This window comes from Sphingobium fuliginis (assembly GCF_015074805.1).
Classification (GTDB): Bacteria; Pseudomonadota; Alphaproteobacteria; order Sphingomonadales; family Sphingomonadaceae; genus Sphingobium; species Sphingobium fuliginis.
The window spans coordinates 3,132,373-3,157,675 of the sequence record NZ_CP060035.1; the positions used below are offsets into that span (position 1 = coordinate 3,132,373).

The 25,303-nt window shown below is 63.9% G+C and carries 27 protein-coding genes and 1 tRNA gene; 17 read left to right on the forward strand and 11 right to left on the reverse strand.

The features are described 5' to 3' along the window. Positions 1-40 precede the first annotated feature (40 nt). From recJ to H5V43_RS15155, 3 genes are all read left to right on the forward strand, one after another. Positions 41-1,807, forward strand: a complete 1,767-nt coding sequence (recJ, locus tag H5V43_RS15145) for a single-stranded-DNA-specific exonuclease RecJ (protein ID WP_099185241.1) — start codon at positions 41-43, stop codon at positions 1,805-1,807. 121 nt (positions 1,808-1,928) lie between these two features. Then, positions 1,929-2,004: transfer RNA gene (locus H5V43_RS15150), tRNA-Glu, on the forward strand. 665 nt (positions 2,005-2,669) lie between these two features. Further along, positions 2,670-3,494, forward strand: coding sequence for an IS5 family transposase (locus H5V43_RS15155; RefSeq protein WP_193666712.1), 825 nt, complete (start codon positions 2,670-2,672; stop codon positions 3,492-3,494). Here the strand turns inward: H5V43_RS15155 and H5V43_RS15160 are convergent. The 3 genes from H5V43_RS15160 to H5V43_RS15170 form a co-directional block, all read right to left on the reverse strand. After that, positions 3,469-4,377 (reverse strand): DUF6538 domain-containing protein, encoded by a 909-nt coding sequence (locus H5V43_RS15160; RefSeq protein WP_146001572.1) that lies wholly within the window; start codon positions 4,375-4,377, stop codon positions 3,469-3,471. The two genes, H5V43_RS15155 and H5V43_RS15160, sit on opposite strands and share 26 nt — an antisense overlap. A 326-nt stretch (positions 4,378-4,703) precedes the next feature. Continuing rightward, on the reverse strand, positions 4,704-5,798 hold the full coding sequence (locus H5V43_RS15165; protein ID WP_037482940.1) for a LacI family DNA-binding transcriptional regulator: 1,095 nt from the start codon (positions 5,796-5,798) through the stop codon (positions 4,704-4,706). A gap of 309 nt (positions 5,799-6,107) precedes the next feature. Continuing rightward, the gene (locus tag H5V43_RS15170; RefSeq protein ID WP_200887625.1) at positions 6,108-7,202 is read right to left on the reverse strand and encodes an NHL repeat-containing protein; all 1,095 of its coding nucleotides are present in this window, start codon (positions 7,200-7,202) and stop codon (positions 6,108-6,110) included. 344 nt (positions 7,203-7,546) lie between these two features. On the opposite strand from H5V43_RS15170, the gene H5V43_RS15175 reads away from it, so the two are divergent. From H5V43_RS15175 to H5V43_RS15205, 7 genes are all read left to right on the forward strand, one after another. Continuing rightward, a complete protein-coding gene (locus H5V43_RS15175; protein ID WP_137710225.1) occupies positions 7,547-8,704 on the forward strand; it encodes an IclR family transcriptional regulator domain-containing protein in 1,158 nt (385 codons plus the stop codon). Positions 8,705-8,999: 295 nt separating this feature from the next. Further along, entirely contained in the window at positions 9,000-9,995 is a 996-nt protein-coding gene (locus tag H5V43_RS15180) for an MBL fold metallo-hydrolase (protein WP_025549692.1), read from the forward strand. 42 nt (positions 9,996-10,037) lie between these two features. After that, positions 10,038-11,111 carry a peptidyl-alpha-hydroxyglycine alpha-amidating lyase family protein gene (locus tag H5V43_RS15185; RefSeq protein WP_158229992.1) on the forward strand — a complete coding sequence of 358 codons (1,074 nt, stop codon included), beginning with the start codon at positions 10,038-10,040 and terminating at the stop codon, positions 11,109-11,111. Positions 11,112-11,242: 131 nt separating this feature from the next. Further along, complete coding sequence (locus H5V43_RS15190) at positions 11,243-12,127, forward strand: DODA-type extradiol aromatic ring-opening family dioxygenase (protein WP_037482922.1); 885 nt, start codon at positions 11,243-11,245, stop codon at positions 12,125-12,127. A gap of 27 nt (positions 12,128-12,154) precedes the next feature. Continuing rightward, the gene (locus H5V43_RS15195) at positions 12,155-12,967 is read left to right on the forward strand and encodes a DODA-type extradiol aromatic ring-opening family dioxygenase (protein ID WP_037482920.1); all 813 of its coding nucleotides are present in this window, start codon (positions 12,155-12,157) and stop codon (positions 12,965-12,967) included. A gap of 394 nt (positions 12,968-13,361) precedes the next feature. Beyond that, complete coding sequence (locus tag H5V43_RS15200; RefSeq protein ID WP_025549690.1) at positions 13,362-13,847, forward strand: RidA family protein; 486 nt, start codon at positions 13,362-13,364, stop codon at positions 13,845-13,847. Positions 13,848-13,888: 41 nt separating this feature from the next. Then, complete coding sequence (locus H5V43_RS15205) at positions 13,889-14,260, forward strand: nuclear transport factor 2 family protein (protein WP_025549689.1); 372 nt, start codon at positions 13,889-13,891, stop codon at positions 14,258-14,260. Between the two features lie 61 nt (positions 14,261-14,321). Here H5V43_RS15205 and H5V43_RS15210 read toward each other — a convergent pair whose 3' ends face one another. After that, entirely contained in the window at positions 14,322-14,558 is a 237-nt protein-coding gene (locus tag H5V43_RS15210; RefSeq protein WP_025549688.1) for a DUF2061 domain-containing protein, read from the reverse strand. 116 nt (positions 14,559-14,674) lie between these two features. Between H5V43_RS15210 and H5V43_RS15215 the strand changes: the two genes are divergently transcribed. Then, complete coding sequence (locus H5V43_RS15215; protein ID WP_099185237.1) at positions 14,675-15,415, forward strand: DUF72 domain-containing protein; 741 nt, start codon at positions 14,675-14,677, stop codon at positions 15,413-15,415. Between the two features lie 304 nt (positions 15,416-15,719). Here H5V43_RS15215 and H5V43_RS15220 read toward each other — a convergent pair whose 3' ends face one another. After that, positions 15,720-15,905: a PspC domain-containing protein gene (locus tag H5V43_RS15220; protein WP_007687609.1), complete on the reverse strand. Its 186-nt coding sequence runs from the start codon at positions 15,903-15,905 to the stop codon at positions 15,720-15,722. A gap of 325 nt (positions 15,906-16,230) precedes the next feature. Between H5V43_RS15220 and H5V43_RS15225 the strand changes: the two genes are divergently transcribed. Further along, positions 16,231-16,617: a gamma-glutamylcyclotransferase family protein gene (locus tag H5V43_RS15225; protein WP_025549687.1), complete on the forward strand. Its 387-nt coding sequence runs from the start codon at positions 16,231-16,233 to the stop codon at positions 16,615-16,617. A gap of 174 nt (positions 16,618-16,791) precedes the next feature. Continuing rightward, a complete protein-coding gene (locus tag H5V43_RS15230; RefSeq protein ID WP_025549686.1) occupies positions 16,792-17,691 on the forward strand; it encodes a dienelactone hydrolase family protein in 900 nt (299 codons plus the stop codon). A 111-nt stretch (positions 17,692-17,802) separates the two neighbouring features. On the opposite strand, the gene H5V43_RS15235 is transcribed toward H5V43_RS15230, so the two are convergent. Beyond that, positions 17,803-18,339 (reverse strand): peroxiredoxin, encoded by a 537-nt coding sequence (locus H5V43_RS15235; protein ID WP_373278241.1) that lies wholly within the window; start codon positions 18,337-18,339, stop codon positions 17,803-17,805. A gap of 195 nt (positions 18,340-18,534) precedes the next feature. Between H5V43_RS15235 and H5V43_RS15240 the strand changes: the two genes are divergently transcribed. The 4 genes from H5V43_RS15240 (at position 18,535) to H5V43_RS15255 (ending at position 21,668) form a co-directional block, all read left to right on the forward strand. After that, positions 18,535-19,077: a hypothetical protein gene (locus H5V43_RS15240; RefSeq protein WP_025549684.1), complete on the forward strand. Its 543-nt coding sequence runs from the start codon at positions 18,535-18,537 to the stop codon at positions 19,075-19,077. 127 nt (positions 19,078-19,204) lie between these two features. Next, the gene (gene recF / locus H5V43_RS15245; protein ID WP_025549683.1) at positions 19,205-20,275 is read left to right on the forward strand and encodes a DNA replication/repair protein RecF; all 1,071 of its coding nucleotides are present in this window, start codon (positions 19,205-19,207) and stop codon (positions 20,273-20,275) included. Positions 20,276-20,382: 107 nt separating this feature from the next. Next, positions 20,383-20,913: a CHAP domain-containing protein gene (locus tag H5V43_RS15250; RefSeq protein WP_025549682.1), complete on the forward strand. Its 531-nt coding sequence runs from the start codon at positions 20,383-20,385 to the stop codon at positions 20,911-20,913. Positions 20,914-20,999: 86 nt separating this feature from the next. Continuing rightward, positions 21,000-21,668 (forward strand): CHAP domain-containing protein, encoded by a 669-nt coding sequence (locus H5V43_RS15255; protein ID WP_025549681.1) that lies wholly within the window; start codon positions 21,000-21,002, stop codon positions 21,666-21,668. Positions 21,669-21,835: 167 nt separating this feature from the next. Here the strand turns inward: H5V43_RS15255 and H5V43_RS15260 are convergent, their stop codons facing one another. The 5 genes from H5V43_RS15260 to H5V43_RS15280 form a co-directional block, all read right to left on the reverse strand. After that, on the reverse strand, positions 21,836-22,111 hold the full coding sequence (locus H5V43_RS15260) for a DUF3297 family protein (protein WP_025549680.1): 276 nt from the start codon (positions 22,109-22,111) through the stop codon (positions 21,836-21,838). A 31-nt stretch (positions 22,112-22,142) separates the two neighbouring features. After that, positions 22,143-23,000 (reverse strand): S1 family peptidase, encoded by an 858-nt coding sequence (locus tag H5V43_RS15265; protein ID WP_025549679.1) that lies wholly within the window; start codon positions 22,998-23,000, stop codon positions 22,143-22,145. A gap of 3 nt (positions 23,001-23,003) precedes the next feature. Further along, positions 23,004-23,426: a DUF350 domain-containing protein gene (locus tag H5V43_RS15270; protein WP_025549678.1), complete on the reverse strand. Its 423-nt coding sequence runs from the start codon at positions 23,424-23,426 to the stop codon at positions 23,004-23,006. A 203-nt stretch (positions 23,427-23,629) separates the two neighbouring features. Continuing rightward, the gene (locus H5V43_RS15275) at positions 23,630-23,941 is read right to left on the reverse strand and encodes a hypothetical protein (protein ID WP_025549677.1); all 312 of its coding nucleotides are present in this window, start codon (positions 23,939-23,941) and stop codon (positions 23,630-23,632) included. 110 nt (positions 23,942-24,051) lie between these two features. Then, positions 24,052-25,293, reverse strand: coding sequence for an SAM-dependent methyltransferase (locus H5V43_RS15280; protein WP_025549676.1), 1,242 nt, complete (start codon positions 25,291-25,293; stop codon positions 24,052-24,054). Positions 25,294-25,303 lie beyond the last annotated feature (10 nt).

A 25,303-nucleotide genomic window follows, 5' to 3' on the forward strand; every position in this document is an offset into this window, starting at 1 on the left:
GGTGCTTCCCTCCGAATCCCAACCGGTCTAGACCGGCGGCATGACCATCGCGCTCAACATCACCCGCTCTATCCTTGGCCAGCCCTGGCGGTGGCGCGGGGGCAATGGCGACGGGCGCGATCCCGGTTATCGGCCCGACGATCTGGTCACGCAATTGCTGCTGGCGCGCGGTTGCCCGCGTGAGGCGGTGGAGGCGCACCGCAACCCCACCATCCGCCATTTCATGCCCGACCCCAGCCTGTTCCGAGACATGGACGCCGCCGCCGAACGGCTGGCCGATGCGGTGGTGCGCGGGGAGGATGTGCGCATCTTCGGCGATTATGATGTCGACGGCGCGACCAGCGCGGCGCTGCTGATACGCCTGCTGCGCGATCTGGGGCTGGCGGCGCGGCCCTATATTCCCGACCGGCTGATGGAGGGATACGGCCCCTCCGGCGAGGCGCTGGTGCGGCTGGCGGGCGAGGGGGCGACGCTGATCGTCACGGTGGACTGCGGCGCGCAGGCGTTCGAGGCGCTCGCCATGGCGAAGGCGGCAGGAGTCGATGTCGTGGTGGTCGACCATCATAAATGCGCCGCCGCCCTGCCCGAGGCGCTGGCGCTGGTGAACCCCAACCGCCTGGACGAAGCGGAGGAAGCGGCGGCGCACGGTCATCTGGCGGCCGTGGGCGTGGCCTTCCTGCTCGGTGCGGCATTGATCCGCGTGCTGCGCAGACGCGGCTGGTTCGACCGGCGTGCCGAGCCGCCCTTGATGGAACTGCTCGACATCGTCGCGCTGGGCACGGTGGCGGATGTGGCGCAACTGAAGGGCCTCAACCGCGCCTTCGTCGCGCAGGGGCTGAAGATCATGGCGAAGCGGCGCAATATCGGCCTTTCCGCCCTGATCGACGCCAGCCGCCTGACGCGCGCGCCGCTGTGCCACGATCTGGGCTTCGCGCTTGGCCCGCGCATCAATGCGGGCGGGCGCGTGGGCAAGGCGGATCTGGGGGTGCGGCTGCTGATCACCGACGATCCGGCGGAAGCGGCGAAGATCGCGCAGGAGCTGGACCGGCTCAATGAGGAACGCCGCGCCATAGAGGCGGCGGTGCAGGCGGAGGCGGAGGAACTGCTCGCGGCGCAGGGCAATCGAGCGGTGGCGCTGGTGTCCGGCGCGGGTTGGCATCCCGGCGTGATCGGCATCGTCGCCGGGCGCATCAAGGAGAAGGCGGGGCGCCCCGCCATCGTCGTCGCCCTGGATGAGGAAGGCGTCGGCAAGGGGTCGGGCCGCTCCATCTCCGGCGTCGATCTGGGCGCGGCGATCCTGGCGGCGAAGGATAGCGGCCTGCTGGTCGCGGGTGGTGGTCATGCTATGGCGGCGGGCCTGACGGTCGCGGCGGACAAGGTGGATGCGCTGGCCGACTTCCTCGACGAACGGCTCGCCAACGCCGTCGCGAGGGCGCGGGACGACCGGGCGCTGCTGATCGACGCCGTGCTGGCGCCTGCGGGGGTCAATCCGGATTTCGTCGCCGCCATCGACGCCGGCGGTCCCTATGGGGCGGGGTGGCCTGCGCCGCTCATCGCCTCCGGCCCGATGCGGGTGGTCAAGGCCGATGTCGTCGGCAACGGCCATTTGCGCGCGATCATGGCGGGCGACGATGGCCGGTCGATCAAGACCATCGCCTTCCGCCAGGCGGAATCCGATCTGGGCCAGGCCATTCTCGGCGCGCCGCGCGACCGGCGCCTGTGGATAGCGGGCCGCGCGAAGATCGACGATTGGGGCCCCCGTCCTGCCGCCGAACTGCATCTGGAGGACGCCGCCTGGGCCGATTGAGAAGCGGATCGGCAAATTTTCGCCCCGCGCTCTTTTCATGACGAAAAGGGGGTTGACCGTTCTGGAGCCACCGCCTAATGCCCGCCTCGCTTCGCAGCGACGCCCAAGCGGACCTGCATGTGGCCCCTTCGTCTAGCGGTCTAGGACGCGGCCCTTTCACGGCTGAAACACGGGTTCGATTCCCGTAGGGGTCACCATTTCTTATTTTTCAAGGGCTTAGCGTGATCGCGGTCCTGAAAATCTCACAGTTTTATCTCGCGGAAAAATCGAAGCTGGTTCGGCCCTTTGTTGCGCGTCCGATCTTAACCTTGCTAGATGTTCCAGATGAGCATCACGCCCTTGATCGGTAATCTGATCCGTATCTTGCGCCGAGAGTCGGCCGGCCACCCGTTGATGGCGGACGCCGTTGAAGCTCAATCAGGGCTGGTGGCAGCGATTTGCTGGGACGATCCAGCGCATGTAGTTAGAACCTCTGAGCGAATGGCAAACGGTATAGAGGATTGGGTTGGATATAGAGGCGAATCACTCGGTCGGTATATCCGGGAGCCTTGGCTTTCCGCGTGGCGAAGACCTGTCAAAATGCCTTGCTAGAAGCCTACCGGGACACAATGCGGTTGCCACGCCTGTAGGAAGGCAAGCTTTTAAAATAGAGCTTCAAAACCGTGTGACCACACGCGTTCGTTTCCAAAGCTAAATGATTTGCGTAGCATAATCTGCATCATTAAGAGTAGGCGACGATGGCAGTGCTTCGCATATTTTATAGTGTCTTAGAGCCTGAACCGGAATAGGATCTGAAAGAAAGGTGGGCGATATCAGCGACATGTGATTCAGTCGGAGTTGCGAGACACCGACGGAGTATCCCATGTGGACCGATACCACCCGCGCGCAGCATGCGCGCAAAGGGCTGCGTTTGCCAAGTGACACGACCGATGCCGAATGGCGTGTGCTGGAGCCGATGATGCCTGGCGATCTGCCGCTTGGTCGGCGTCGCAAATGGGATTGGCGCCAGCTTGTTGATGCTATGCTGTATCTTCTGCGAGGCGGGCTTCCGTGGCGGATGTTGCCGCCTGGGTTGTTTCCGCCCGCCACAACCGTTCAGCGGTGGTTTTATCGGTTTCGCGACATGGGATTGTGGCGGGCAATCAACCACAGGCTGGTGATGGTAGCGCGTGAACTGGAGGCCCGCGAGGCGAGCCCGAGCGCATGTATTATCGACAGCCAGTCGGTCAAAACGACGGAAAGCGGAGGGCCTCGCGGCTACGACGCGGGCAAGCGCATCAAGGGACGCAAGCGCCATATCCTCACAGACACTCTCGGTCTGTTGCTCGACGTGATCGTCCACACCGCTGACATTCAGGATCGGGATGGCGGGCCGCTGCTCCTGAAGCGAATACATCGGCGCTTCCCATGGCTGCCCCACATATTTGCCGATGGCGGTTATGCCGGGCCGAAATTCAGCAAGAAAGCCATGAAGACCGGCAACTGGACGATCGAGATCGTCAAACGGTCAGACACCGCCCGTGGCTTTCTCGTGTTGCCACGCCGTTGGGTCGTCGAACGAACATTGGCGTGGCTCAATCGTAATCGAAGGCTGGCGAAAGACTTTGAGCGCACGATTGAGAGCGCGATCGCGTGGATCTTCCTTGCTTCCGTTCAGTTCATCACTCGCAAAATCGCAAGGCTTTGATTTTACTTGCATTCCGATTCCGAGTCAGACTCTTAGTCAGGTGTTCGATGAAGGCGATTATGTCATGCTTGGTAATCTGATCTAGGGGCTTGTTCCCTACGACCTCTTCAAACTGACGTAGCGCGTGTTCGGCTTCCGTCTTCTGCTTAACGGGCAATTCCTTGAAGGTAATATAGTCATGCACAACAGACCGGATACGCGCAGCTTCCGCTGTCGGTTTGCCGTCGCCCATGATCGCCCGCGTCAAGTCTGGCTTAGGGGTAACAAGACCCGTCCGTAAGGCATGAATACGATCATAGCCTTGAACCATACCCGCACGGATGGCACCGACGACCGAACCAAACTCAGGACTGCCCGGAGACACTTTCAGACCACGATCCCTTATTACATGCGGGGCTTCGTCCAAAGGCGTCAGGACAATGCCATCATCCGTCCGTCCCTTGTCATGGATGGCGCTGTAAATTTGGTCGGCATGAAGATCGAGTTCGTAACAGGCGTGGTCCAGTTCGGCGGCGGCACCAGCATTTGTATCCGCAAGCAGCGTTAGTCGCTCGAACGGCTCTGATGTAAGATCGCGATAGCGGTTGGCGATGCTCTCCAGTTCCGCCGCTGTAAGCTTTTGGTGGCCTTCTAGCGATGAAGCGGGAGCAAACGTCGGTCGGTTCATCGCCTGCGCCAGACGGGCTTCAAATTCATCGTGGATAGCAGCAGCGGCGGTAAGCATCGCTCCCCGATCCTTCGTCCTTAACGAACGCCGAAATAAGGGACGCGAGCCGAACAGGGCGGCATAGCGATGCACGTTCCGCTGAACCGCCAGCGGAACCCTACGTTCATATTGATATACGCCATCGCGTTCCCGGACATACCGGACCACACCCGCCACCGATCACTTCCTCCAAACCGTGAGTCACACTAAAATCTCACAGTCAGAGGCCCCAAAAACGGCGGATTCGCAAGCCTTCTTAGTTCTTCTACCTTTTGGGCTTCTTACGGGATTGCTCCCGTAGGGGTCACCATTTATCAATGCCTTGCGAGGCGGTTGGATAGTGGCTGGCGCCGATCTGGGCGCGCGCGGCCAGCGGATTGAGCCAGTCGGCTTTCGGCTATTCTCTTGGAACTATTGTCGCCCCGCCTGAAGGCTTGGGCATTCACCCGTCTGCGTTTCGCTCCATGCCTGACGTCCAGCCTCGGTTCGGCTGGACCTTCCGCTTATCCCGCCACGGCCGTTCTCGTCGCCTTCGCCGATCGCGTCCTCTTTGCCTGCCCTTGCCGGGGCCGGGCAGTCGATTCCCGCACGACGAGCGAAGGCGCGAGCACGATGTTGCGGATCTCCGGATCATCCCCGCGAATGCGTTGCAGCAGAAGGTCGGCCGCCTCCCGCCCCAGGGCATTATGGCCGATGCGTATCGTCGTCAGCGGCGGCGTCACCAGATCCATCATGGGCATGTCGTTATGCCCGACGATCGATATGTCCTCCGGGCATCGAAGGCCGCGTTCCTTCAGCGCATCATAGGCGCCCAGTGCGAGAAGGTCGTTTGCGGCGACGATCGCGGTGATGTCGGGGTCACGGTCCAGCAGGCGGCGGGTCGCAATCGCGCCCTCTTCCCGCGAATAGCCTTCGGCTGCTTCGTGCAGCGGCTCGGTCGAACGAAGGTCGTGCTGCTCCATCGCGCCATAAAAGGCGCGCCGCCGCAGATGGCCGGTGGACACCGTCTCCGGCCCTGCGAGATGCGCGATCCTGCGATGTCCCAGTTCCACGACATGGTCGACGGCGAGTTGCATTCCCAGCGCGTCGTCGGAGACGACGGCCGACAATCGGCGCTTTTCCTCCGCCCGGTTGACGAGAACCGCCGGAAGCCCCTGTTCGAGACAGAAATCGACCACCGGGTCGTCGCGCTGGACGGTCGCCAGGATCAATCCCTCGATCTGCCGCGTCGCCAACTCGCGCACGATCTCCAGCTGCCGGCTGGAATCCCGCCCCACATCGGCAACCACGGTCGAGAAGCCTTCCGCCGCAAGCCTTTCCGCCGCGCCGCTGAGGATCGGGGAAAAGACGGTATTCGCGATGTCGGGCACGAGCATGCCGACAAGATGCGAGCGGCCGGTGCGCAGGCCCGCGGCGAGCAGGTTGCGCCGGTAGCCAAGGCGCTGCGCCGCCGCGAGCACGCGTTCAGCCACTTCCTCCGCGACCAGATAGCGGGTCGCTGGGTTGAGCGCGCGGGAGACGGTCGACGGGTGAACCGCAGCGGCCTCCGCGACCTGCTTGATCGTCACGGTCCGGGATTTGGTGCTACTGCGCGGCAAAATAGTCTCCTTTGACAGGCCTTTCTCTTCCCGCGCGCAAATCTTGGCAACATGATTTCGCATTCCGGCCGGTCGCGGGCCTTTTGCAGGCGGCTGCGGCAGGATGGAGAGGCGCCGGTTCATGGCGGCGGGGCGATGCGATGCCGCCCGCGAACGGCCGCTTCGACGGACCGTCAGGTCATCGCGCCGCTATCCGGGCCGTCGGAAGTCCGCGGTCCGGGGATTGTCTCTGGCTTGTTGCGCTTAAAAGGAGCGATGCGGCAAGGAGCGCCCCCCTCCCCCTGCCGGGGCCGATATTTCCCGCCGGACTTAATGCTGGCGTTTGAAGCGCTGCACCCTGCGGCCATAACCGACTTCCGCCGTGTAGAGATTGCCTTTCGAATCGATCGCGATGTTGTGGATCGACTTGAACTGGCCGGGCTGGCGGCCCGCGCGGCCCCATTTCGTGACGGACGCGCCGGTCTGGCGGAGCAGGGTGACGACCTGTCCGTTGCCGCCGTCGGCCACGAAGATATAGCGCTGCGCGGCGTCTTCGGACAGGACGAGGTCCCACACCGATCCGCTGCCCAGCGTCTGGGGCTCCACCTTGAACTCGCGCACATAGCTGCCGTCCTTGCGGAACACCTGTATCCGGTCGTTGGCCCGGTCGCAGACATAGACCAGACCGTCGCGGGCGATGCGCACGCAATGGACCGGATTGTTGAACCCCTGCGATACCGAAGCTGGCGAATAGGGCGGCAGCTTGTCGTCATTGGGCACCGAACCGCTGCCGCCCCAATGCCGCTTATATGCGCCGGTCGACAGGTCGAAGACGATCACCCGGCGATTGCCATATCCGTCCGCGACATAGAGTTCGTTCGCCGCGCTGTCCGTCATCATATGCGCCGGGCGTCCCAGCCGCGTCGTGGAATTCGACCCCTTGGTGCCGTCATCGGCCCCGAACTGGCGGATGAACTTGCCGTCGCCGGTGAACTCCAGCACCTGGTCGCCGTCCAGATTGCCGGCGATGAAGACATGGCCCGCATCGTCGACATGGATGCCATGTTCCATCTGGACCCATGGATGGCCCTGTCCGGCACCGCCCCAGGCGGCGAGAAGATTGCCTTGCTGGTCGAATTTCATGACCGGCGGAGCAGCCGAGCAGCAAAGCGACTCAGGCGGAGATTTCTGCGCACCCTTCTCGTCGTCGAGCAGCGAACCCGGCCGCTGGATGATCCAGACATTATCGTCCTTGTCGACGGCGACGCCCGAGACCTGGCCCAATATCCAGTTGCCGGGCAGGGGCCTTGGCCATTGCGCGTCGGGTTCGAACCGGGGGGCGTCGGCGGCGGGTTTCTGGGCGGGAACGGGCGCTGAGCCGATGCAGCCGATCAGCATCGCCATGGCAAGGAAACAGCGCCGCATAGTCATCCCTCCGGGCCTATTGTCGACCGAATAAGGCTCTCAAGCAAAGGGCTCGCGTCCTAACATATTGTTATTCCGAAAGCGCCGTGGCAGCAGGCGGTTGCGCGCCCTGACGATAGCCATTATTTATCTTAATTAATAAGATTTCAATTGCCTATATCGCGATATGATGGTGATTTGCAGCGTCTGTCAAGGCGCAATCAGGGTGCGTGGCATCTGTTCAGGAAGGTTTCCCCTGTGGAAGGAAGCTGCTAGCTGGAGTTTCGCGCCCGGAGTGGCGCCTTGGGTTTGGATTGGGAGAAGTATTCATTCGCGGACCGGTTCTAACGCCGAAGAATAATTCGGTGACGCGGGCGTTTGCGATCCTGCGGGCCATAGCGGGCGCGGGTCGTGATCTGAGCGCGACGGAGGTTGCCCGCGCGGTGGGCAGCAATATGGCGACGGTGCATCGCTTCCTGCTGACGCTGGAAGGCGAGGGTGCGGTCGCGCGCGGGCGCAAGGGCGGTTTCCATCTGGGGCCGGCCCTGGCCGACCTTGGCGCCCGGGTGGAAGGCGACGTGCTGCTGGTGAATGCGGCGCATCCGCATCTGGAGGCGCTGGCCGATGAATTCCGCGAAGCCGTCCACTGCGTCGCGCGCAGCGGGAACCAGGCGATCAATGCGGCCGTGGCGCGGCCCGACCGTTCGCTGGTCATCAGCCATCCGGTGGGCGAGCCGTTTCCGCTTCACTGCACCTCCGCGGGCAAGCTGTTCATCGCCTCGATGAGCGAGAGTCACCGCGCCAGCTTCCTCGCCAATGCGGAGCTCAGGCGCTACACGCCCGGCACCATCGTCGATCCGGGGCAGCTCATGGCCGAACTCGGCCGCATCGCGAAGCAGGGCTATGCGGTGGACAATGAGGAATGGGAGGAGGGGCTTCGTTCGATCGCGCTGCCGCTGCATAACATGCGGGGCCAGGTGGTGGCGGCGATCGCGCTGTCGGCGCCCAGTTCGCGGCTGGGCGACGAGCAGTTGGCGAAGGCGCGGTCCGCGATCGCCGGCAGCGTGACCCAGATCGAACGGTCGCTGTCGATCGAAAGCCGGGTTTTCCCGTCGCGCGCCAAGCCGCGCGGCAATTTCCCGCACCTGAAGCGCGTGGCGGATTTCCTGTTCATTTCGGGCACCAGCGCGCGGCGGCCGGATGACAGTTTCGAGGGCGCGACCGTCGGGGAAGACGGCAAGGTCGTGATCGACATAGAGCGGCAGGCGCGCTTCATCTTCGACGCGATCCGGGACATGCTGGCAACGGCAGGCGCGTCGCTGGCGGACATCGTCGATATTCAGGTCCACCTGCTCGACATGGCCGATTATGAGACCTTCAACCGCGTCTATGCCGATTATTTCGGTTTCGAAGGCCCTGCGCGCAACACCGTCGCGGTCAAGGAACTGCCCCATCCCCATCAGGGGATCATGATCACCGCCATCGCGTTCAAGCCGGGTTCCCATATCGCCCCGGACGAATGACGCCATGGCCCTCGACCGGAGCGATTTCCAGGCGAACGCATCGATCGCTGATTAAGAAATCGCGTTAGGACGGAAATCAGGGCGGTTCCGGCCCGGTGCCGGGATCGCGCGCCTGCTGTTTGATCCTTGTCCGTTCCAATCGTGCGATGTCGCGCGAGCGCCAGCCGTGGCCGTGCGATATAAATTCTCATCTAACGACTTTTATATCTTGCATATCGAGATAATATATTTCATGCATGGTTCCGGGAAGGGAGAGACGTGGATGCCCGATGTTCGTTTGAGCCGAAGGTCCGCAATGCCTGGAGGGCAGGCGCGTCGCCGGTTCTGGCGGGCAGCCGCCCTCGCCCTGTTGGCGGCGGCGGGCGGTGGCGCGGCGCAGGCTCCGGCAGCGAAGGTGCCGATGGTGAAAAGCCAGGCGCCGGGCTTCTATCGCATGATGCTGGGCGACTATGAGATCACGGCGCTCAATGACGGCGTCGTCGACTTCCCGCCGGCAAAGCTCTTGACGAACACGACGGCGGGCGAGGTGGCCGCGATGCTGCGCAAGCGGTTCGAGCCGGATGCCGTGCCCACGTCCGTCAATGCCTTCCTGATCAACACGGGCGACCGTCTGGTGCTGGTGGACACGGGCGCCGGAAAGGTTCTGGGGCCGCGACTGGGCGGGCTTGCCGAAAGCCTGCGGGCGGCGGGGTACCGGCCGGATCAGGTCGATGCCGTGCTGATCACGCACATGCATCCCGACCATATCGGCGGCCTGGTGAAGGATGGGCAGCCGGCATTCCCCAATGCGACCGTCTATGCCGACAAGACCGATGCGGCGCTGTGGCTGGACCCGGCTGAAGCGGCGAAGGCGCCGGAGGATCAGGGCAAGCTCGGCAAATATCGATTCCGGGCGGTCAAGGAGTCGATGGACGCATATAGCCGGCGCGGCAGGCTCCAATATTTCGACGGCACGGGGGAGGTGCTTCCCGGCATACGCGCCATCGCCTCTCGCGGGCATTCGCCCGGCCACGCCTTTTTCGAGGTGGAATCGAAGGGCGAGCGCCTGCTCTTCTGGGGCGACATCATGCATTTCGGGCAGGTCCAGCTCGAACTGCCGGAAGTGGCCATGTATTCCGACATCGATCCTGCAAAGGCGACGGCGAGCCGGTTGGCGGCGCTGAAGGATGCAGCGGACGGGCGCTATCTGGTCGCCGCCGCGCACCTGCCCTTTCCCGGACTGGGGCATATCCGCAAGGCCGAACGCGGCTATGCCTGGGTGCCCGTCACCTACGAAATCCCGCCTCGCTGACGGAGGGGGCGGCTGGACGGCCCGATGTGTGAAGGCGTCGGGATGATGCATCGATGGGAGGAGGCGACATTGCGACTGGGTTCCGGATTATTGGCCTTCGCGGCGACGATGCTGCTGCCCGCCGTTGCGGTCGCGCGCGACGCGGCTCCGCGCAACGACCTGCCTCAGCCTTATGAAACGACCCGGGATTGGGGCACTTTGCCCGCGGGCATGAAATGGGCGGCGGTGACGGCGGTGGAATCGGCGCCGGGCGGCGTCATCTACGTCATCCATCGTTGCTTTGAGAATTCCTGCATCGACCGGCCCGAACCGCCGATCCTGAAATTCGATGCGCAGGGCCGACTTCTGAAGGCATTCGGCCAGGGACTGTTTCGCTTCCCCCATGGGGCAACCGTCGATCCGCAGGGCAATTTGTGGGTCACCGATCTGGGTTCCGTTTTCCTGGCCGAGCGTGGATCGGGCGACAATGGCGGCAAGATCGTGAAATTCGATCCGGACGGCAAGGTGCTGATGACGCTGGGTCACGATGCGCTGGGTTCTACCACAGACTTTCTGGATCAGCCCAATGACATCGTGGTCACGCGCAAGGGCGACTTCTTCGTGTCCGAAAGTCATTCGCCCGGCGGCAAGAACAACCGGGTGCTGAAATTCTCGAAGGACGGCAAGTTCATTGGGCAATGGGGGCGCAAGGGAAGCGGTCCTGGCGAGTTCAGCGAGCCTCACAGTCTGGCGCTCGATTCCCGTGGCCGGCTGTTCGTGGCCGATCGGGAGAATAACCGCATCCAGATCTTCAGCCAGGACGGCAAGTTCCTGGCCCAGTGGCATCAGTTCGGTCGCCCCAGCGGCATCTATATCGACGGGAAGGACAGGCTTTATGTCGCGGATTCCGAATCCAGTCCGGTCGAGGGCCGCAATCAGGATGCCCGCATCCGTCGCGGCATCCGCATCGGCAGTGCCCGGACCGGAAGGGTCGACGCCTTCATCGAGGATGCCGAAGCGGCGGAACCCAGGCATTCCGGGGCCGAAGGCGTGGGTGTCGACGATCAGGGCAATGTCTATGGCGCGGTCGTTGGCCGCCGCATGCTGGAACGGCATGTGAAGCGGTCGAAGCCATGAAGGGCTGCCCGGTTCCGAATGATTGGCCCGTTGCAAGTCCCGCAGACTTTCGTTGACGGCTTCCTGCGGGCTTGATACCAATCTTACAAGACGAATTATTTTTCTTACTTAATGAGAATCGGAGAGAGCTCATGTCCCAAGGTAAGATTCTCGCGGGCTTCGTGGCGCCGCATCCTCCCCATCTCGTCTATGCCGAAAATCCCCCGCAGAACGAGCCGCGTTCGGAGGGCGGATGGGAGCCGCTGCGCTGGGCCTATGAAAAGGCGCGCAAGAGCATCGAGGAACTGAAGCCCGACGTGCTGCTCGTCCATTCGCCGCATTGGATCACGACAGTCGGCCACCATTTCCTCGGCGTGGAGCGTCTGTCGGGCAAGTCGGTTGATCCGATCTTCCCCAATCTCTTCCGCTTTGCCTTCGACCTGAACGTCGACGTCGACCTTGCCGAAGCCTGTTGCGGCGAGGCGCAGGCGCTTGGCCTGACCGCCAAGATGATGCGCAATCCGAACTTTCGGGTGGATTATGGCACGATCACCACGCTGCACATGGTCCGTCCGCAATGGGACATCCCGGTCGTCGGCATCTCGGCCAATAATTCGCCTTATTATCTGACCCTCGACGAGGGCGTGGAGGAGATGGAGCGGCTGGGTGAAGCCACGCGGCGGGCGATCGAGAAAAGCGGCAAGCGGGCCGTGCTGCTCGCGTCCAACACCTTCTCGCACTATCATTTCCATGAGGAGCCGGAGATTCCCGAGGATATGAGCCGGGAGCATCCGCAAAGCTACAAGGGCTACAAATGGGACATGCGCATGATCGAACTCATGCGCAGGGGCGAGATCCGGGAGGTGATGCGCCTATTCCCCGAATGGGTGGAGGAAGCCTTTGCCGAAGTGAAGTCCGGGGCCTTCCCCTGGATGATCTCCGCCATGGAATATCCCACCACGCCTGCGGAGCTTCACGGCTACGGCACGGTCATCGGCACCGGCAACGCCGTCATGGAATGGCGCCTGGCGGCCTGAGCCCCAATCGAGATACGAGGACATATCATGCCGGTCGTTTCCGCATTTCTGATGCCGGGCAATCCGCTGCCCTTCCTGCGCCAGGACAATCCGCCCTGGGCTCCGCTCGCCACGGCGGCGAAAGCGGCGGGCGAGGCGCTGCGCGCCAGCCGGCCGGACGTGCTGCTGATCTATTCGACCCAATGGTTCGCCGTGCTGGACGAACTGTGGCAGGCGCGTCCGCACAGCACGGGCGTCCATGTCGATGAGAACTGGTATGATTATGGCGACCTCCAGATGGACTTGCGTGCGGATGTTTCGCTGGCCCAGGCGTGCGTCGCGGGGGCCAATGCGGCGGGCCATCGATCCAAGGCGGTCGATTATGAAGGCTTTCCGATCGACAGCGGAACGATCGTCGCCAACGCCTTCCTCAACCCCGGCGGAACGATTCCGACGGTGGTCGCCGCCAACAATCTCTATCATGATTTCGCGACGACGGAGGCGCTGGGCCGGGTGGCGGCGGAGCAGGCCGATCTTCAGGGCAAGCGCGCGGCGGTGATCGCGGTCGGCGGCCTTTCCGCCGGCTATTTCGACAAGGACATCGACATAGCCGAGGATCGTATCGTGGATGAGCAGAGCGACGCCGCCAATCGCGCGCTGCTTGCCGCGATGGAGCAGGGCGGGGCGGACCGCTTGCGCGCCGGACTGGATGACTTCGCCGCGGCGGCGAAGACCGACATGGGGATGAAGCATCTGGCCTGGCTGTTGGGGGGCGTGGGCGATTTCAAGAATGCCCATGTCCATGGCTACGGGCCGACCTATGGCGCGGGTGCGGCCGTGGTCGAGTTCAAGCTGGCCTGATCCGGCGGACCATGGCCGTCAGCCGGCATCGCCATTCCCTTGACTCCATGTCGCCGGACGCGCCGGGCGGTTCGGACTTCGCGCTTGAAGGCCGCGCTTGTCCCCCTTCGCTTGCGGCGGCGGCGGGAGAGGCGCTAGAGCCGATCGACATTCAGAAGATGACGAGCCGAAGATGGTGGTTTTCCGTGACCCGGCGCGCAGCGTACTCAAAGTACGTGAGCACCGGAAGCACGGAAAAGCGTCATTTGCAGGCCGTCAGGGCTGAATGTCGATTGGCTCTAGGCCCCGGGGGCGGGTTCTGGCAGCAAATGGCCCGTCCGGCACAAGCGGGGCGGCCAGGCGTTCATCATGGGCTTCGCGTTCGAAAGATCGGTTCGATAGAGTTTACGGTGCAATGAAGATGACAGATGAATTGAAGATCGGCCTGCAGCCGGCACCCAATGGCCGTCTTGCGGCGGCGCCGGCCGGCATAGTGGAGGGCAAGGCGAAGCCGCGCGGGCAATTTCCCCATTATCGGCGGGCCGGGGACTTCATCTTCATATCGGGCACCAGCGCGCGAAAGCCGGACAACAGCATCGAGGGTTCCGATGTCGATGAAATGGGCGTCACCCAATTGGACATCAAGGCGCAGACCCGCGCCGTCATTGAGAATATCAGGGATATATTGGCGGCCGCCGGCCTCGACCTGTCGGATCTTGTCGAGGTAAGTTGCTTTCTCGTCAGCATGAACGATTTCGGTGGATTCAACGAAGTGTGGGCGGAATATTTCGACGAGACCGGCCCCACCCGGACGACGGTCGCCGTCCATCAGCTTCCCCATCCGCTGCTGCTGGTCGAGATGCGCGCCATCGCCTACGCCCCGGACCCGCAGATGGTCTGATCCGCCCGCGAACAGACCAAGCCCGATAGAAGGAGGAAATCATGTCCGACCGTCGCGAACGGATCGTGCGCGCCTATTTGTCCGCCATGGAAAAGGGCGACCTGAACGGCGTGCTCCAATGCTTCGCAGCCGATGGCAAGGTGATTTCGCCCGTCTATGGGGAAGAGCCCGTCCGCCCATTTTACGAAAAGCTGTTCGCGGACACGATCAGCGCCAGCGTCGACCTGCACAGCCTGTACGTCAGTCCGACGCAGCCCGAGCGGCTGATTGCCCATTTCGCCTATCGCTGGAGCCGGCATGGCCAGCCCGATGTCGATACCGACCTGATCGACCTTTTCGAATTCGATCCGCAAAGTGATCGGATCGGGCGTTTGCGGATCGTTTTTGCGCCCTTGCCCGGCAGCGGCGCATGATGGGCAGCGCCATGGCCGGACGGGCAGGCCGCCCTCACTATTCCGTCGAAGGTTGCGGCTTTCAGGCGAAGGCGGCCTGATCCCGCATCCATTCCCGCCCCGCGCCGCGTGGCGGACGAGCGGTGATCTTCTTCCACGCCTGCTCATGGAAGAAGAAGGCGACGGCGTTGATCATCGGTTCGATCAGCGCGATCCCGCCCGCCATGGCGACGGAGCCGGTCATCAGATAAGCGACCGAGAAGCCCACGGTCAGGTGGATGCTGAGATAGGTGGCGGTCTTGATCAGGTCTGTGGACATGGCTCTGTGCTCCTGCTGCCGCTCAATTAAGATTCGCTCGCAATAGGTGCCAACAGCTTTTCCCTCTGGCTCTGATTGCCTTTGCCGATCAGGATGGCGGGAAAGGAGAGTCCAGGATGAGCGGAAAGATCAGGGTCGGCATCGGCGGTTGGATCTTCGAACCATGGCGCGGCACCTTCTATCCCGAAGGGCTGCGGCAGAAGGACGAACTGGCCTATGTGGGCCAGCATCTGACTGCGACGGAGATCAATGCCACCTATTACAGCACGCAAAAGCCGGCGACCTTCGCCGGCTGGGCCAAGGCCGTGCCCGATGGTTTCCAGTTCGCGGTCAAGGCGTCGCGCTACTGCACCAATCGGCGCGTGCTGGCGGAGGGGGGCGAATCCATTGCCAAATTCATCAACCAGGGTCTGGTCGAGCTCGGCGACCGGTTGGGGCCGATCCTCTGGCAATTCATGCCGACCAAGAAATTCGATGCGGAGGATTTCGGCGCTTTCCTGAAGCTGCTGCCGGCCAGCATCGACGGCGTGCCTTTGCGCCATGCGCTGGAGGTGCGGCATGAGAGTTTCGATGATCCCGTCTTTTTCGACCTCGCGCGGCGGGCCGGCGCGGCTGTGGTCTATGCCGACCATCCGGAATATCCGGCGCTGCAAGGCCAGGAGGTCGGCTTTTCCTATGCCCGTCTGATGCGCACGCGGGAGGAGGAGCCGACCGGCTATTCGGCGGAGGAGATCAAGGGCTGGGCGGAGGTGGCGCGCGAACGGGCCGCCAGAGGCGACGTCTACGCCTTCTTCATCAGCGGGGCGAAGGTCCGCGCACCCGCCGCAGCGCAGGCCATGATTGTGGCTTTGCAGTAACATCGACTGTTGCATTTGCTGCAACTGCGAAATCGTCCTTTGCGATTGTTACAACATCATGTCGGGCGCATAGGCCCGCTCGCCCTGGTGGCGATAAATAACAATGACTTGCAGGACGAATGATATGCGACATACGGTTCAGGGCGTTGCCCTTATGGTTGCGGTCGGCGCGCAGATGCTGACCTTCTATTCGGTGCTGTTTGCCTGAGCGCAACATGACCCGATCCAAAGAGTCCTTGATGGACATCGGAAGAGCCGCCCTGGATATTGCCATGGGCGGCTCTTTCATTATCACGGGACTTGATCAACCTTCCGCCAGCCAGCCCGCCAGCAGATAAGCGACGACGCCGACCGGACCCAGGGCGCACAGCGTCAGCAGCACGAGCGCAATCCGGATCAGCGTGACATCCAGGCCGATGCGGTTGGAAAGCCCGGCGCACACGCCCATGATCTTTCCATTGCGGCGGTCGAGGGTGAAGCTGTTGTTCATGAATCTGGCCTTCTTGAAGAGATATGGCGGGATCAGGCGATCGGCGCGATCGGAACGGCGGCGCCCATGAAGAGCGCGGAAACCAGCAGGGCGCCGGTAAGGGCAAAGGCGGCGTTTTGAAGCTTGGCGAACATGATATACTCCCTGGTTTGTGCTTGGCCGGACTGTCCGGCCGTGATGCAAGGAAGATTGCAGGAGCCGTGCCAATTTCGATTTCGCCCCGATTTTCAGGCATTTTCGCGGCCCATCCATCATTTTTGGGCGGGAAATTTTCCGCTAATTGGGCAAATTTCCTGCAAGTCGGGAATATTTGCAGGGTGATCGTCTGAAGGAACCGCTCCTATTCGTCTACGGCACGCTCCGGCCCGGCTGCGACGAACCGATGGCCCGCTGGTTGGGCGATGCGGCCCGTCCTGTCGGCCCAGCCGTCGCGCAAGGCGCGCTCTATCGCGTGGCGGCCTATCCGGGCTTCGTGCCCGGCGTGACGGGCGGCGTGACGGGCGACCTGTTCGCGCTCCCCGATCCGGAGGCGGTGCTTGCCGCGCTCGACGATTATGAGGAATGCGCTGCCCACTTCCCCCAGCCGCATGAATATCGTCGCGAACGGCTGATCGTCCTGGGCGAACATGGGCCGGTGGAGGCATGGACCTATATCTACAATCGCGACGTCGTCGGGCTGGAACGGATCGAGAGCGGTGATTTCCTGAGTTGAGAATGGCTTGCGCGAGGCCCGGGCGCGGCTGGAGCGTTTTCCGGGCGGATAGAATGATCTGCTGGCTCGGAAAACGCGGCAAAACAAAAGCCTGGAGCATCATGCAGAAAACCGGTTCCCACTTTTCTGCATGATGCTCTAGGCTCTACCGCCATGGCTTGAGGAGAGACGCGCATGACCGATGAACGGGATCAGCCGGAACGTTTGCCCGAAGACAGCAACTGGATCGGTTCGACCGGCCTCGACCGGCGCAAGCTGCTGGTGGGCGGGGCGTTCGCTGCGGGCTTCGCCGCTGCCTGCCGGCCTGTGTCCAGCAGCGCGGTCCAGACCTCCGGCGAAGGGTTGAAGGAAGAAAGCGTCTCGATCGGGGCGAGCGACGGCTTTGCCATGCCTGCTTTCGTCGCTCGTCCCGCCGCCGGCAAGGCTGCGCCCGTCATCGTCGTGGTGCATGAGATTTTCGGCGTGCATGAATGGATCCGCGATATCTGCCGCCGCTTTGCGAAGGCGGGTTATTACGCCATCGCTCCCGACCTGTTCGCGCGCCATGGCGATGCGACCAAGGTGGCTGATTTCAAGCAACTGGTCGGCACCATCGTCTCCAAGGCCTCCGACGAGCAGGTGTTGAAGGACATCGACGCCACCTATGCCTGGGCGGGCAGCCATGGCGGGGACGGCAGGCGGCGCGGCATCACCGGCTTTTGCTGGGGCGGGCGGGTCGTGTGGCTCTACGCCGCCCACAGCGCGGAACTGGACGCGGGCGTCGCATTTTACGGCCGGCTGGTCAGCGACAAGACCGAATTGCAGCCGCTGAGCGTCATCGAGCAGGTGAACCGGCTCAAGGCCCCGGTGCTTGGCCAATATGGCGCGCTGGACAAGGGCATTCCGGTGGCTGACATCGAGAAGATGCAGGCCGCGCTGAAGATCGCGGGCAAGTCGCCGCCGGACGCGATCACCGTCTATCCTGACGCCGACCATGGCTTCATGGCCGACTATCGCCCCAGCTACAACGAAGCCGCCGCCAAGGCCGCGTGGGACGCGACGCTCGGCTGGTTCGGCAAATATGTGAAGCGATAAGGATCGTTCGGCTTGGGCTGAGCTGAAAGCGGCGCCCTTGCCATATGTTCATTCTTTACCGTCATGCTGAAACAAGGTCGGCATGACGGCTTTGCAGGGCGGCGGCTGCCCTTATTTCTGCTTCATCGCCTCGACGGCGGCGAGCGTGCTCTTCACATGGCCGGCATAGTTCATCTCGCTATGGACGAAGGCGATGCGGCCGCCGGGCGCGATGACATAGGAAGTGCGGTCGGTCATGCCCGGCCGCATCTTCAGCGCCACGTCATAGCCCGATACGATGTTGGGACCTGCCGACGCCACAGCGAACTTGCCCGCGCATTCCTTGGTGGAGAAGGCGACCAGATCGTCCACCGGATCGGCCGACATGCCGATCACGGTCGCCCCAGCCTTCCTGAAATCCTCGATATGTTCGGCGAATTCCCGCGCTTCAGCGGAGCAGCCGGGGGTGAACGCCTTGGGGAAGAAATAAAGCACCACCGGCCCGCGCTTCAACTGGTGCGACAGGGTCAGGGTGAAGGTCTTCCCCGCCAGCGCGCCGCGGGTGGTGAAGTCGGGCGCCTTGGCCCCGACGGCCAGCGCCGCCATGGCGCCCTGCGAACCGACGGCGGCAGCGGCAAGGGCGAGAGCGATCTTCAGGCTTCTCATCATCGGCTTCCTCTTCATTCAGGCGGTGGGGGGCTTCCGATAGTCCATCCCTTCGGCCATGGTGATGACTGCAACGTTCGCCGCGCGCAAGTCCGCCAGTGGCCCAGCCGGATCGCGGGGGAAGAAAAGTCAGCCCCTTTCCGGCGCGCCATGGCATAAGCCGTGGCTGAGAAGTGGCCGAGAAGGAGTGTGGCACGGATGAAGCAGGAACGCGCGCTGGCCGGAACCCATTGGCGGAATGCCGGTTTTCCTCCCATGCGCGCGATGATTCTCCTGCCGCTGCTCGTCCTTGCGGCGTGCGGCGACAAGCCGGGCGATCAGCCCGGCATCGCCACCAATATCGTCGACGAAGCGATGAACGAAGTGCAGCAGGTGCCGGAAGGCGCGAACGGCATCCAGACCGCCGAACCCGCGCCGGAGATTCCATCCAAGCCCGTGCCGGTGGGGTCGACCATCCCCGCCAGCGTGCAGGGGCGATGGACGGGCCTGGATGAAAGCTGTGCCGACCGCGCGACCGAGCTGGAGCTGACGATCACGCCGACCAGCCTGGTCTTTCTGGAGAGCGAGGGGAAGGCGACCGGCGTGTCCCACGGCCCGGACGGCCGCATCCGCATCGACGCGGCCTTCACCGGCGAAGGGCAGAGCTGGAACAGGAAGCTGGAATTGCGGCCCTCGGCCAGCGGGCGGGAGTTGACGGTGATCGACGACGGCCGGGCGGTGACGCGGAAGCGGTGTAGTTGATCTTCGGCCTGTTCCTGCAAAGGCGGGAAACGGGATCGGGCGGCAGAATTGGGTTCCTGCCTGCGCAGGAGCGCGGAATGCTTACTCCAAGCTTTCCCAAAGCCGCCGCACTGGTTAGAGCCGCCTCATGATCGGCCGTCTTACCTTGAGCGATTTCCGCAATCATGCGGATGCGCTGATCATGCCCGACCACAGCTTCATCGTGCTGACCGGGGACAATGGCGCGGGCAAGACCAACATATTGGAAGCCGTGTCGATGTTGGCGCCGGGACGCGGCCTGCGCGGCGCGGCCCTGCGCGACATGGTGCGGCAGGATGGGGCGGGCGGTTTCGGCATAGCGGCGGAAGTGGACGGCGTGATGCTGGGTACGGGGGTTCTCGCTTCGGCCCCCGACCGGCGTCAGGTGCGGATCGGCGGCGTCGCATCCTCCGCCAATGCGCTGGCGGATCATCTGTCCATCGTGTGGTTGACGCCCGCGATGGACCGGCTGTTCATGGACAGTCCCGGCGGGCGGCGGCGTTTCCTGGACCGGCTGACGCTGGCGCTGCACCCCGCCCATGCCGCGCACAGCGCCCGCTACGAGGCGGCGATGCGGGCGCGCAACCGGCTGCTTAACGATCTGTCCGCCGCCGATCCTTCCTGGCTGAGCGCGCTTGAAACGCAGATGGACGAGCATGGCGCGGCGCTTGCCGCCGCCCGCGCCGATCTGGTCGGCCGCTTGCAGGCCGCGCTGGAGGACCAGCCCGACCATCCCTTTGCCCGTCCGCTGCTGGCGATCGAGGGGGAAGGGGAGGGCGACGAGCCCCTGGGGCTTCGCCTAGCCCGCGAACGCCGCCGCGATGCCGCTGCCGGTCGCACCTTGTCCGGCCCGCACCGGCAGGACCTCGCCGTCGTTCACGCCGCCAAGGCGCAGGCTGCCGCGCTCTGTTCGACCGGCGAGCAGAAGGCGCTGCTGCTCTCCATCCTGCTCGCCCATGCGGCTCTGGTGGCGGCTCATCGCGGCCAGCCGCCCGTGCTGCTGCTCGACGAAGTGGCGGCGCATCTCGACCCGTCGCGGCGGGCCGCGCTGTTCGACCGGCTGCGGGAAACCGGCGGTCAGGTCTGGATGACGGGGACGGAATCCGCACTTTTCAACGGCTTGCCTGTGGCGAGCCGGTTTTGCGTAACGGCGGGGCACGTCTTTCGTTCCGCAGATTGACGCGCCGCAACAACGACTCGTCGCTGGCGGCTTTTCAACGCGTCCGGCGTCTGCCCTAAAGCATGGCACGGGGTTAAGTCGTTCAAATAGTCGGGGGTCGCATTCCTATGATCGGTGGTTTTCGCGCTATTGTCGCAGCGGCAACGCTTGCACTCGGCGCCCTGATCACGACCCCGGCCGCGGCCGGCGTCCTCCAGTGCGCGCCCTTTGCCCGGCAGGTTTCCGGTATCGAGCTGTACGGCAATGCCAACACCTGGTGGGGTCAGGCCGATGGCCGCTATGAACGCGGCCATGAACCCCGTGTCGGCGCCGTCCTTGCCTTCTCGGCCAGCCGTTCGATGCCGGTTGGCCATGTCGCCATGGTCAGCAAGGTGGTCAGCGAACGCGAAGTGCTGTTGACCCATGCCAACTGGTCCTATCGCGGCGGCGTAGAGCGCAATGTCCGCGCCATCGACGTGTCCCCGAACAATGACTGGACCGATGTGCGCGTCTGGTATGGCCCGATCGGGGATCTGGGTCTGCGGCCGAACCCCGCCAAAGGCTTCATCTACGCGCACAAGGCGAGCGACGCTCCGGTGCAGATCGCCATGGCCGATCGCGCGACCGCAGGCTCCGACGCCGCGCGGGGTGCTTTCTGACATTTTAACCATTTCCTAATGGCCGCCGCCTAATTTCGTCGGCGGTGGGGCGATTCTGAGACTTTTGGGGTCGCATGAAAGTGGGAATGATGCGCTGGGCGGCCTTGCTGCTGGCCGGCCTGACAGCGACGCCTGTGCTGGGCGCGACCGTGCTGCAATGCGTGCCCTATGCGCGCACCGTGTCGGGCGTCCAGATCTATGGCGACGCGCTGACCTGGTGGGACCAGGCGGAAAATCATTATAAGCGCGGGCATGCGCCCCGCAGGGGCGCGGTGCTGGCCTTCCGTCCCGTCGGCCCGATGGTGCTGGGCCATGTCGCGGTGGTCAGCAGGGTGCTGGACGACCGGCGCGTGCTGATCCGGCATGCCAACTGGTCGATGCCCGGCGCGATCGAGGAGGATGTTCTCGCAGTCGACGTATCCGAAGAAGGCGACTGGAGCGAGGTGCGCGTCTGGCACAGTCCGACCAACCGGATGGGCGCGCGCAGCAACCCGACCTTCGGCTTCATCTATCCCGACAAGCCGCAATTGCGCGAGTTCCGGACCGATCCGGCGCTGGGCGTCAGTACGCGCTTCGCCAGCATGACGGTGACCAAGGACGATCCGGAGGAGGATAGCGCTCCGTTGCGCAGGTCCGCCGCCCAGCCGCGGCTGGCGGTCGACCTGCGTGCCATCCGCTATGCCGATGCGGCGCCTTCCGCCCGTTCGTTGCGCGACATCATCGCGGACGTGAAGCGAGACGCGGCGCTGCGTTGAAGCGGCCCGATGCTCCCGCGCGGGCAGCAACACGGTCCCGGCTATCCTGAAAACATGGCGTCCGAACGGGCTCTCATGAGCCTCTCGTCTCATCGGAACGCGGCTGAACAAAAGGGCGCGCCCCTCTGGCGAGGCGGCGTCCTTTTTTCTTCAGCGCAGACGAAACTCTATTCCGCCTTGTCCGCTGCTTCCCCGGCGCCCTCGTCCGCATTCTCGAACCACGCCTCGACCGGCCCGGAGAGCTTGATCGTCAGCGGCTGGCCGTGGCGGTCGCGGGTCTTGCCCGCCGCCACGCGAATCCACCCTTCGGAAATGCAATATTCCTCGACATCGTTGCGGACGCGGTCCTTGAAGCGGATGCCGATGCCCCGCTGGAGCACGTCCATGTCGAAAAAGGGGCTCTTCGGGTTGGTGGAAAGGCGGTCGGGGGGCGTATCGCTCATGATGGTCCAAATCCTGTCAATCTGGCGCGACCTAGCCCTTAGGCCTGCCCGCCGTCAACTGCTGCGGTCCATCGTCGACATCGCAGAAGATGCGCCGGATCACCCCCTGCGCCAGCCAGGATTCGAAGCGGGCATGCGCATCGGCCAGATCCAGGAAGGGATAGGCGACCGGCCGTTCCCCCACCGCCCGGCTGGCAATGACCAGCCGCATCATGGCATCGGGCGCCGTGGTCAATATGCGTCCGCGCCGGTCGGTGGCGGCGCTGTTGACGCCGACGACATGGCCGTCCTCGGCAAAGACCGGACCGCCGCTGATGCCCGACAGCGTGCCGTCACCCATCGGAATGCGCGCATGCTCCGCCCAGGCGAGCACGGGCTGCGTCTCCTCGCCTGCGCCGCGCCGGGCGCGGGCGGCGCCGATCAGCTCGGATATGACGAGCGTCGGCTGTCCGCCCGGAAAGCCCATATGATAGCCGACCGATCCGGGCGGCGGCATGCGGTCCGACAGCGGCAGGGCGTGGTCGCTCGCCACGCCCCCGCGCACCAGCGCCGCATCCGCCTCCCGGCTTTCCACCAGGCGCGACACGGGGCGGGCGAAGCCGCCCTGCTCTATGCCGACCCGGGTGCAGCCATGGGTGACATGCTCGGCGGTCAGCCATGCGCCGTCCCGGTCGATGGCGAAGGTCGTGCCCATGCTGTCGGCGGGCGCCTCCGTCCGTTCCTCGATGACGAAGCTCTCATCGCTCCATTGCGGCATCGGACGGCGCGGCGAGCGCGGGTCGAAAGCCTCGACATGCAGCGGCGTTGGCCTGATGACCTCGCTGATCCACAGCAGGGCGAGGATGATGCCGAGCAGGCCGGGCAGACAGCCGAAGCGCCGGCCCGCCACGGCTCAACCCGCGACCGCGCCGGCGGTCAGGCAGGCGATGGCGACCTTCATCATGGCGAGGAAGATGGCGGCGGACCGTTCGTCCGCCTCGATGCGGGTCGGCAGCGAGCCCAGCAGGAAATCGACCACGCGGAAGGCGATGAGTTGCAGGATCAGCGTCACGCTGCCCCAGATCATGATGTCCCAGACATTCACCGAGCCCGCGAGGCAAAAGCCCAACGGCACGGCCAACCCGATCGCCGCCCCGCCCAGCGAGATCGCCGCGGCAGCATTGCCTGCCCGGATCAGTGCGAATTCGTCATGCGGCGTGATCCACATATAAAGCGCCAGCGCCGCCAGCCAGGCCAAGGTTGCGGAACCCAGGTGCAGCAGGAAGATGGGCAGGCCCGACAGCAGGCTCTGAATGACGGGCATGGGATCGGTCATCGCGTCAAAATGCCGCAAGCGGATGCCGGGCGCAATTGCCAGTCGATGGCGAAACGGGCGGAGAGGAAAATGGCGCACCCCGCGCAGCTTCCCCTCCCCCATTCACTTCGCGGGTGTCGAACAGAGGCACCCGCCTCTCCTGCACCCTCCCCACGCTGCGCGCAGGGAGGATCGCATGGCATCAACCAGCCGATGTGGTCAGATCAATTGCAGACCCGAACCTTCACGCGCCGGTCGCGGTAATGATTGTAGCGCCATTCGGTCCAGCAACGCTGGCGGTAATGCCCGCGCCAGGAGCGCCGGTCGCCGCGCCAATAGCGGCGGTCGTCATGGCGCCAGTCGCGCCTGCCGTCCCAGCGCCTATCGTCCCAACGCCTATCGTCCCAACGGTCGCCGCGATACCCGTCGCGATAGCCATAGCCGCCATAATATTGCGCCTGTGCAGGGGCCACGCTCGCCCCCATGGCGGTGATCGCCAGGCCCAGGGCCGCAGCGCCCTTCCACAAGATGTTCATGTCTTTCTCTCCTCAGCATGCACGCCCGTCGCCGGGGTCATGAAGGGAAGATGCACCGGCCTTACTGAACCGTCCGGGAACGGTGTCGTCAGCCAATATTCATGGATGGATCATCGGCCCCGCAGGGCGCTTTCCGCCTCCAGCATATAGTCGCGCGTGATCGGCAGGCTGCGGCGGTCGCGGACATATTGGACCTGGTAATTCACCATGCCGCCATGTTCGAACACCGTGGCCGCACCGGCCAGATAGAAGGTCCAGAGGCGGAAGAACCGCTCGTCGTACAGGGCGACGATGTCCGCCTTGTGCGCCAGCGTCCGCTTGTACCATTCGCGGATTGTGAGGCCGTAATGGATGCGCAGCACCTCGACATCCGTGACCATCAGCCGCGTGCCCTCGCTCCCCTGGATCATCTCCGACAAGGCGGGAATATAGCCGCCGGGGAAGATATATTTCTGGGTGAAGGCGTCGGTGATGCCCGGCCCGTCGACCCGCCCGATTGTGTGGATCAGCATCACCCCCTCCGGCGTCAGAAGCTCGCGGCACTTGGTGTAGAAGGTGCGGTAATCCTTGGTCCCGACATGCTCGAACATGCCGACCGACACGATGCGGTCGAACGGCCCGTCCATGTCGCGATAATCGATCAGTTCGAAGCGGACATGGTCGGCCACGCCGGCATCCTGCGCCCGCTGGCGCGCGACCTTGAGCTGCTCTTCCGACAGGGTGATGCCGGTCACGTCGACGCCGCAGGTGCGATGCAGGTACAGCGCCATGCCACCCCAGCCGCAGCCTATGTCGAGCACCTTCATGCCCGGCTTCAGGTGCAGCTTGGCCGCGATATGCGCCTTCTTGTCCTCCTGCGCCTGTTCCAGGCTGATCCCCGCCTCATTGTCGGCATCGGGGAAATAGGCGCAGCTATATTGCCGGTCCCGATCGAGGAAGAGGGCGTAGAGCGCGCCCGACAGGTCGTAATGATGCGCCACATTGGCCTTCGCCCGCGCCCGGTGATTGGCGGCCCAGAGTTTGCGCCGGATCGCCTTGAAGCCGCGCTTGACGGAGCCGAGATCGCTGATCGACTTGCCCGTTTCCCAGGCATTGTTCATGCGGATGAGCGAGATCAGTTCCATGATCCCGCCGCCCTCTATCGCGACGCGCCCATCGATGAAGGCCTCCGCCATGCCGAGGCGCGGGTCCCTGACGATGTCGAACGGCACACGCGCATCGTGGAATTTCAGCGCCAGCGACGGAAAGCCCGGTTCGGGGGTTCCGACCGTGATCTTCCTGCCGTCATGATAATAGATGCTGAGCTGGCCCCGCGTGACCAGCCGCTTGATGACGCGATCGAACAATTTCATGGGGCCACCC

What these genes read in the sequence shown, in the direction of transcription:
- recJ (WP_099185241.1), top strand. Translation starts at nt 41, where the DNA reads ATGACCATCGCGCTCAACATCACCCGCTCTATCCTTGGCCAGCCCTGG.
- H5V43_RS15155 (WP_193666712.1), top strand. Translation starts at nt 2,670, where the DNA reads ATGTGGACCGATACCACCCGCGCGCAGCATGCGCGCAAAGGGCTGCGT.
- H5V43_RS15170 (WP_200887625.1), bottom strand. Translation starts at nt 7,202, where the DNA reads ATGCGGCGCTGTTTCCTTGCCATGGCGATGCTGATCGGCTGCATCGGC.
- H5V43_RS15180 (WP_025549692.1), top strand. Translation starts at nt 9,000, where the DNA reads ATGCCTGGAGGGCAGGCGCGTCGCCGGTTCTGGCGGGCAGCCGCCCTC.
- H5V43_RS15185 (WP_158229992.1), top strand. Translation starts at nt 10,038, where the DNA reads ATGATGCATCGATGGGAGGAGGCGACATTGCGACTGGGTTCCGGATTA.
- H5V43_RS15190 (WP_037482922.1), top strand. Translation starts at nt 11,243, where the DNA reads ATGTCCCAAGGTAAGATTCTCGCGGGCTTCGTGGCGCCGCATCCTCCC.
- H5V43_RS15195 (WP_037482920.1), top strand. Translation starts at nt 12,155, where the DNA reads ATGCCGGTCGTTTCCGCATTTCTGATGCCGGGCAATCCGCTGCCCTTC.
- H5V43_RS15200 (WP_025549690.1), top strand. Translation starts at nt 13,362, where the DNA reads ATGAAGATGACAGATGAATTGAAGATCGGCCTGCAGCCGGCACCCAAT.
- H5V43_RS15205 (WP_025549689.1), top strand. Translation starts at nt 13,889, where the DNA reads ATGTCCGACCGTCGCGAACGGATCGTGCGCGCCTATTTGTCCGCCATG.
- H5V43_RS15210 (WP_025549688.1), bottom strand. Translation starts at nt 14,558, where the DNA reads ATGTCCACAGACCTGATCAAGACCGCCACCTATCTCAGCATCCACCTG.
- H5V43_RS15215 (WP_099185237.1), top strand. Translation starts at nt 14,675, where the DNA reads ATGAGCGGAAAGATCAGGGTCGGCATCGGCGGTTGGATCTTCGAACCA.
- H5V43_RS15220 (WP_007687609.1), bottom strand. Translation starts at nt 15,905, where the DNA reads ATGAACAACAGCTTCACCCTCGACCGCCGCAATGGAAAGATCATGGGC.
- H5V43_RS15230 (WP_025549686.1), top strand. Translation starts at nt 16,792, where the DNA reads ATGACCGATGAACGGGATCAGCCGGAACGTTTGCCCGAAGACAGCAAC.
- H5V43_RS15235 (WP_373278241.1), bottom strand. Translation starts at nt 18,339, where the DNA reads ATGATGAGAAGCCTGAAGATCGCTCTCGCCCTTGCCGCTGCCGCCGTC.
- H5V43_RS15240 (WP_025549684.1), top strand. Translation starts at nt 18,535, where the DNA reads ATGAAGCAGGAACGCGCGCTGGCCGGAACCCATTGGCGGAATGCCGGT.
- recF (WP_025549683.1), top strand. Translation starts at nt 19,205, where the DNA reads ATGATCGGCCGTCTTACCTTGAGCGATTTCCGCAATCATGCGGATGCG.
- H5V43_RS15250 (WP_025549682.1), top strand. Translation starts at nt 20,383, where the DNA reads ATGATCGGTGGTTTTCGCGCTATTGTCGCAGCGGCAACGCTTGCACTC.
- H5V43_RS15255 (WP_025549681.1), top strand. Translation starts at nt 21,000, where the DNA reads ATGATGCGCTGGGCGGCCTTGCTGCTGGCCGGCCTGACAGCGACGCCT.
- H5V43_RS15260 (WP_025549680.1), bottom strand. Translation starts at nt 22,111, where the DNA reads ATGAGCGATACGCCCCCCGACCGCCTTTCCACCAACCCGAAGAGCCCC.
- H5V43_RS15270 (WP_025549678.1), bottom strand. Translation starts at nt 23,426, where the DNA reads ATGACCGATCCCATGCCCGTCATTCAGAGCCTGCTGTCGGGCCTGCCC.
- H5V43_RS15275 (WP_025549677.1), bottom strand. Translation starts at nt 23,941, where the DNA reads ATGAACATCTTGTGGAAGGGCGCTGCGGCCCTGGGCCTGGCGATCACC.
- H5V43_RS15280 (WP_025549676.1), bottom strand. Translation starts at nt 25,293, where the DNA reads ATGAAATTGTTCGATCGCGTCATCAAGCGGCTGGTCACGCGGGGCCAG.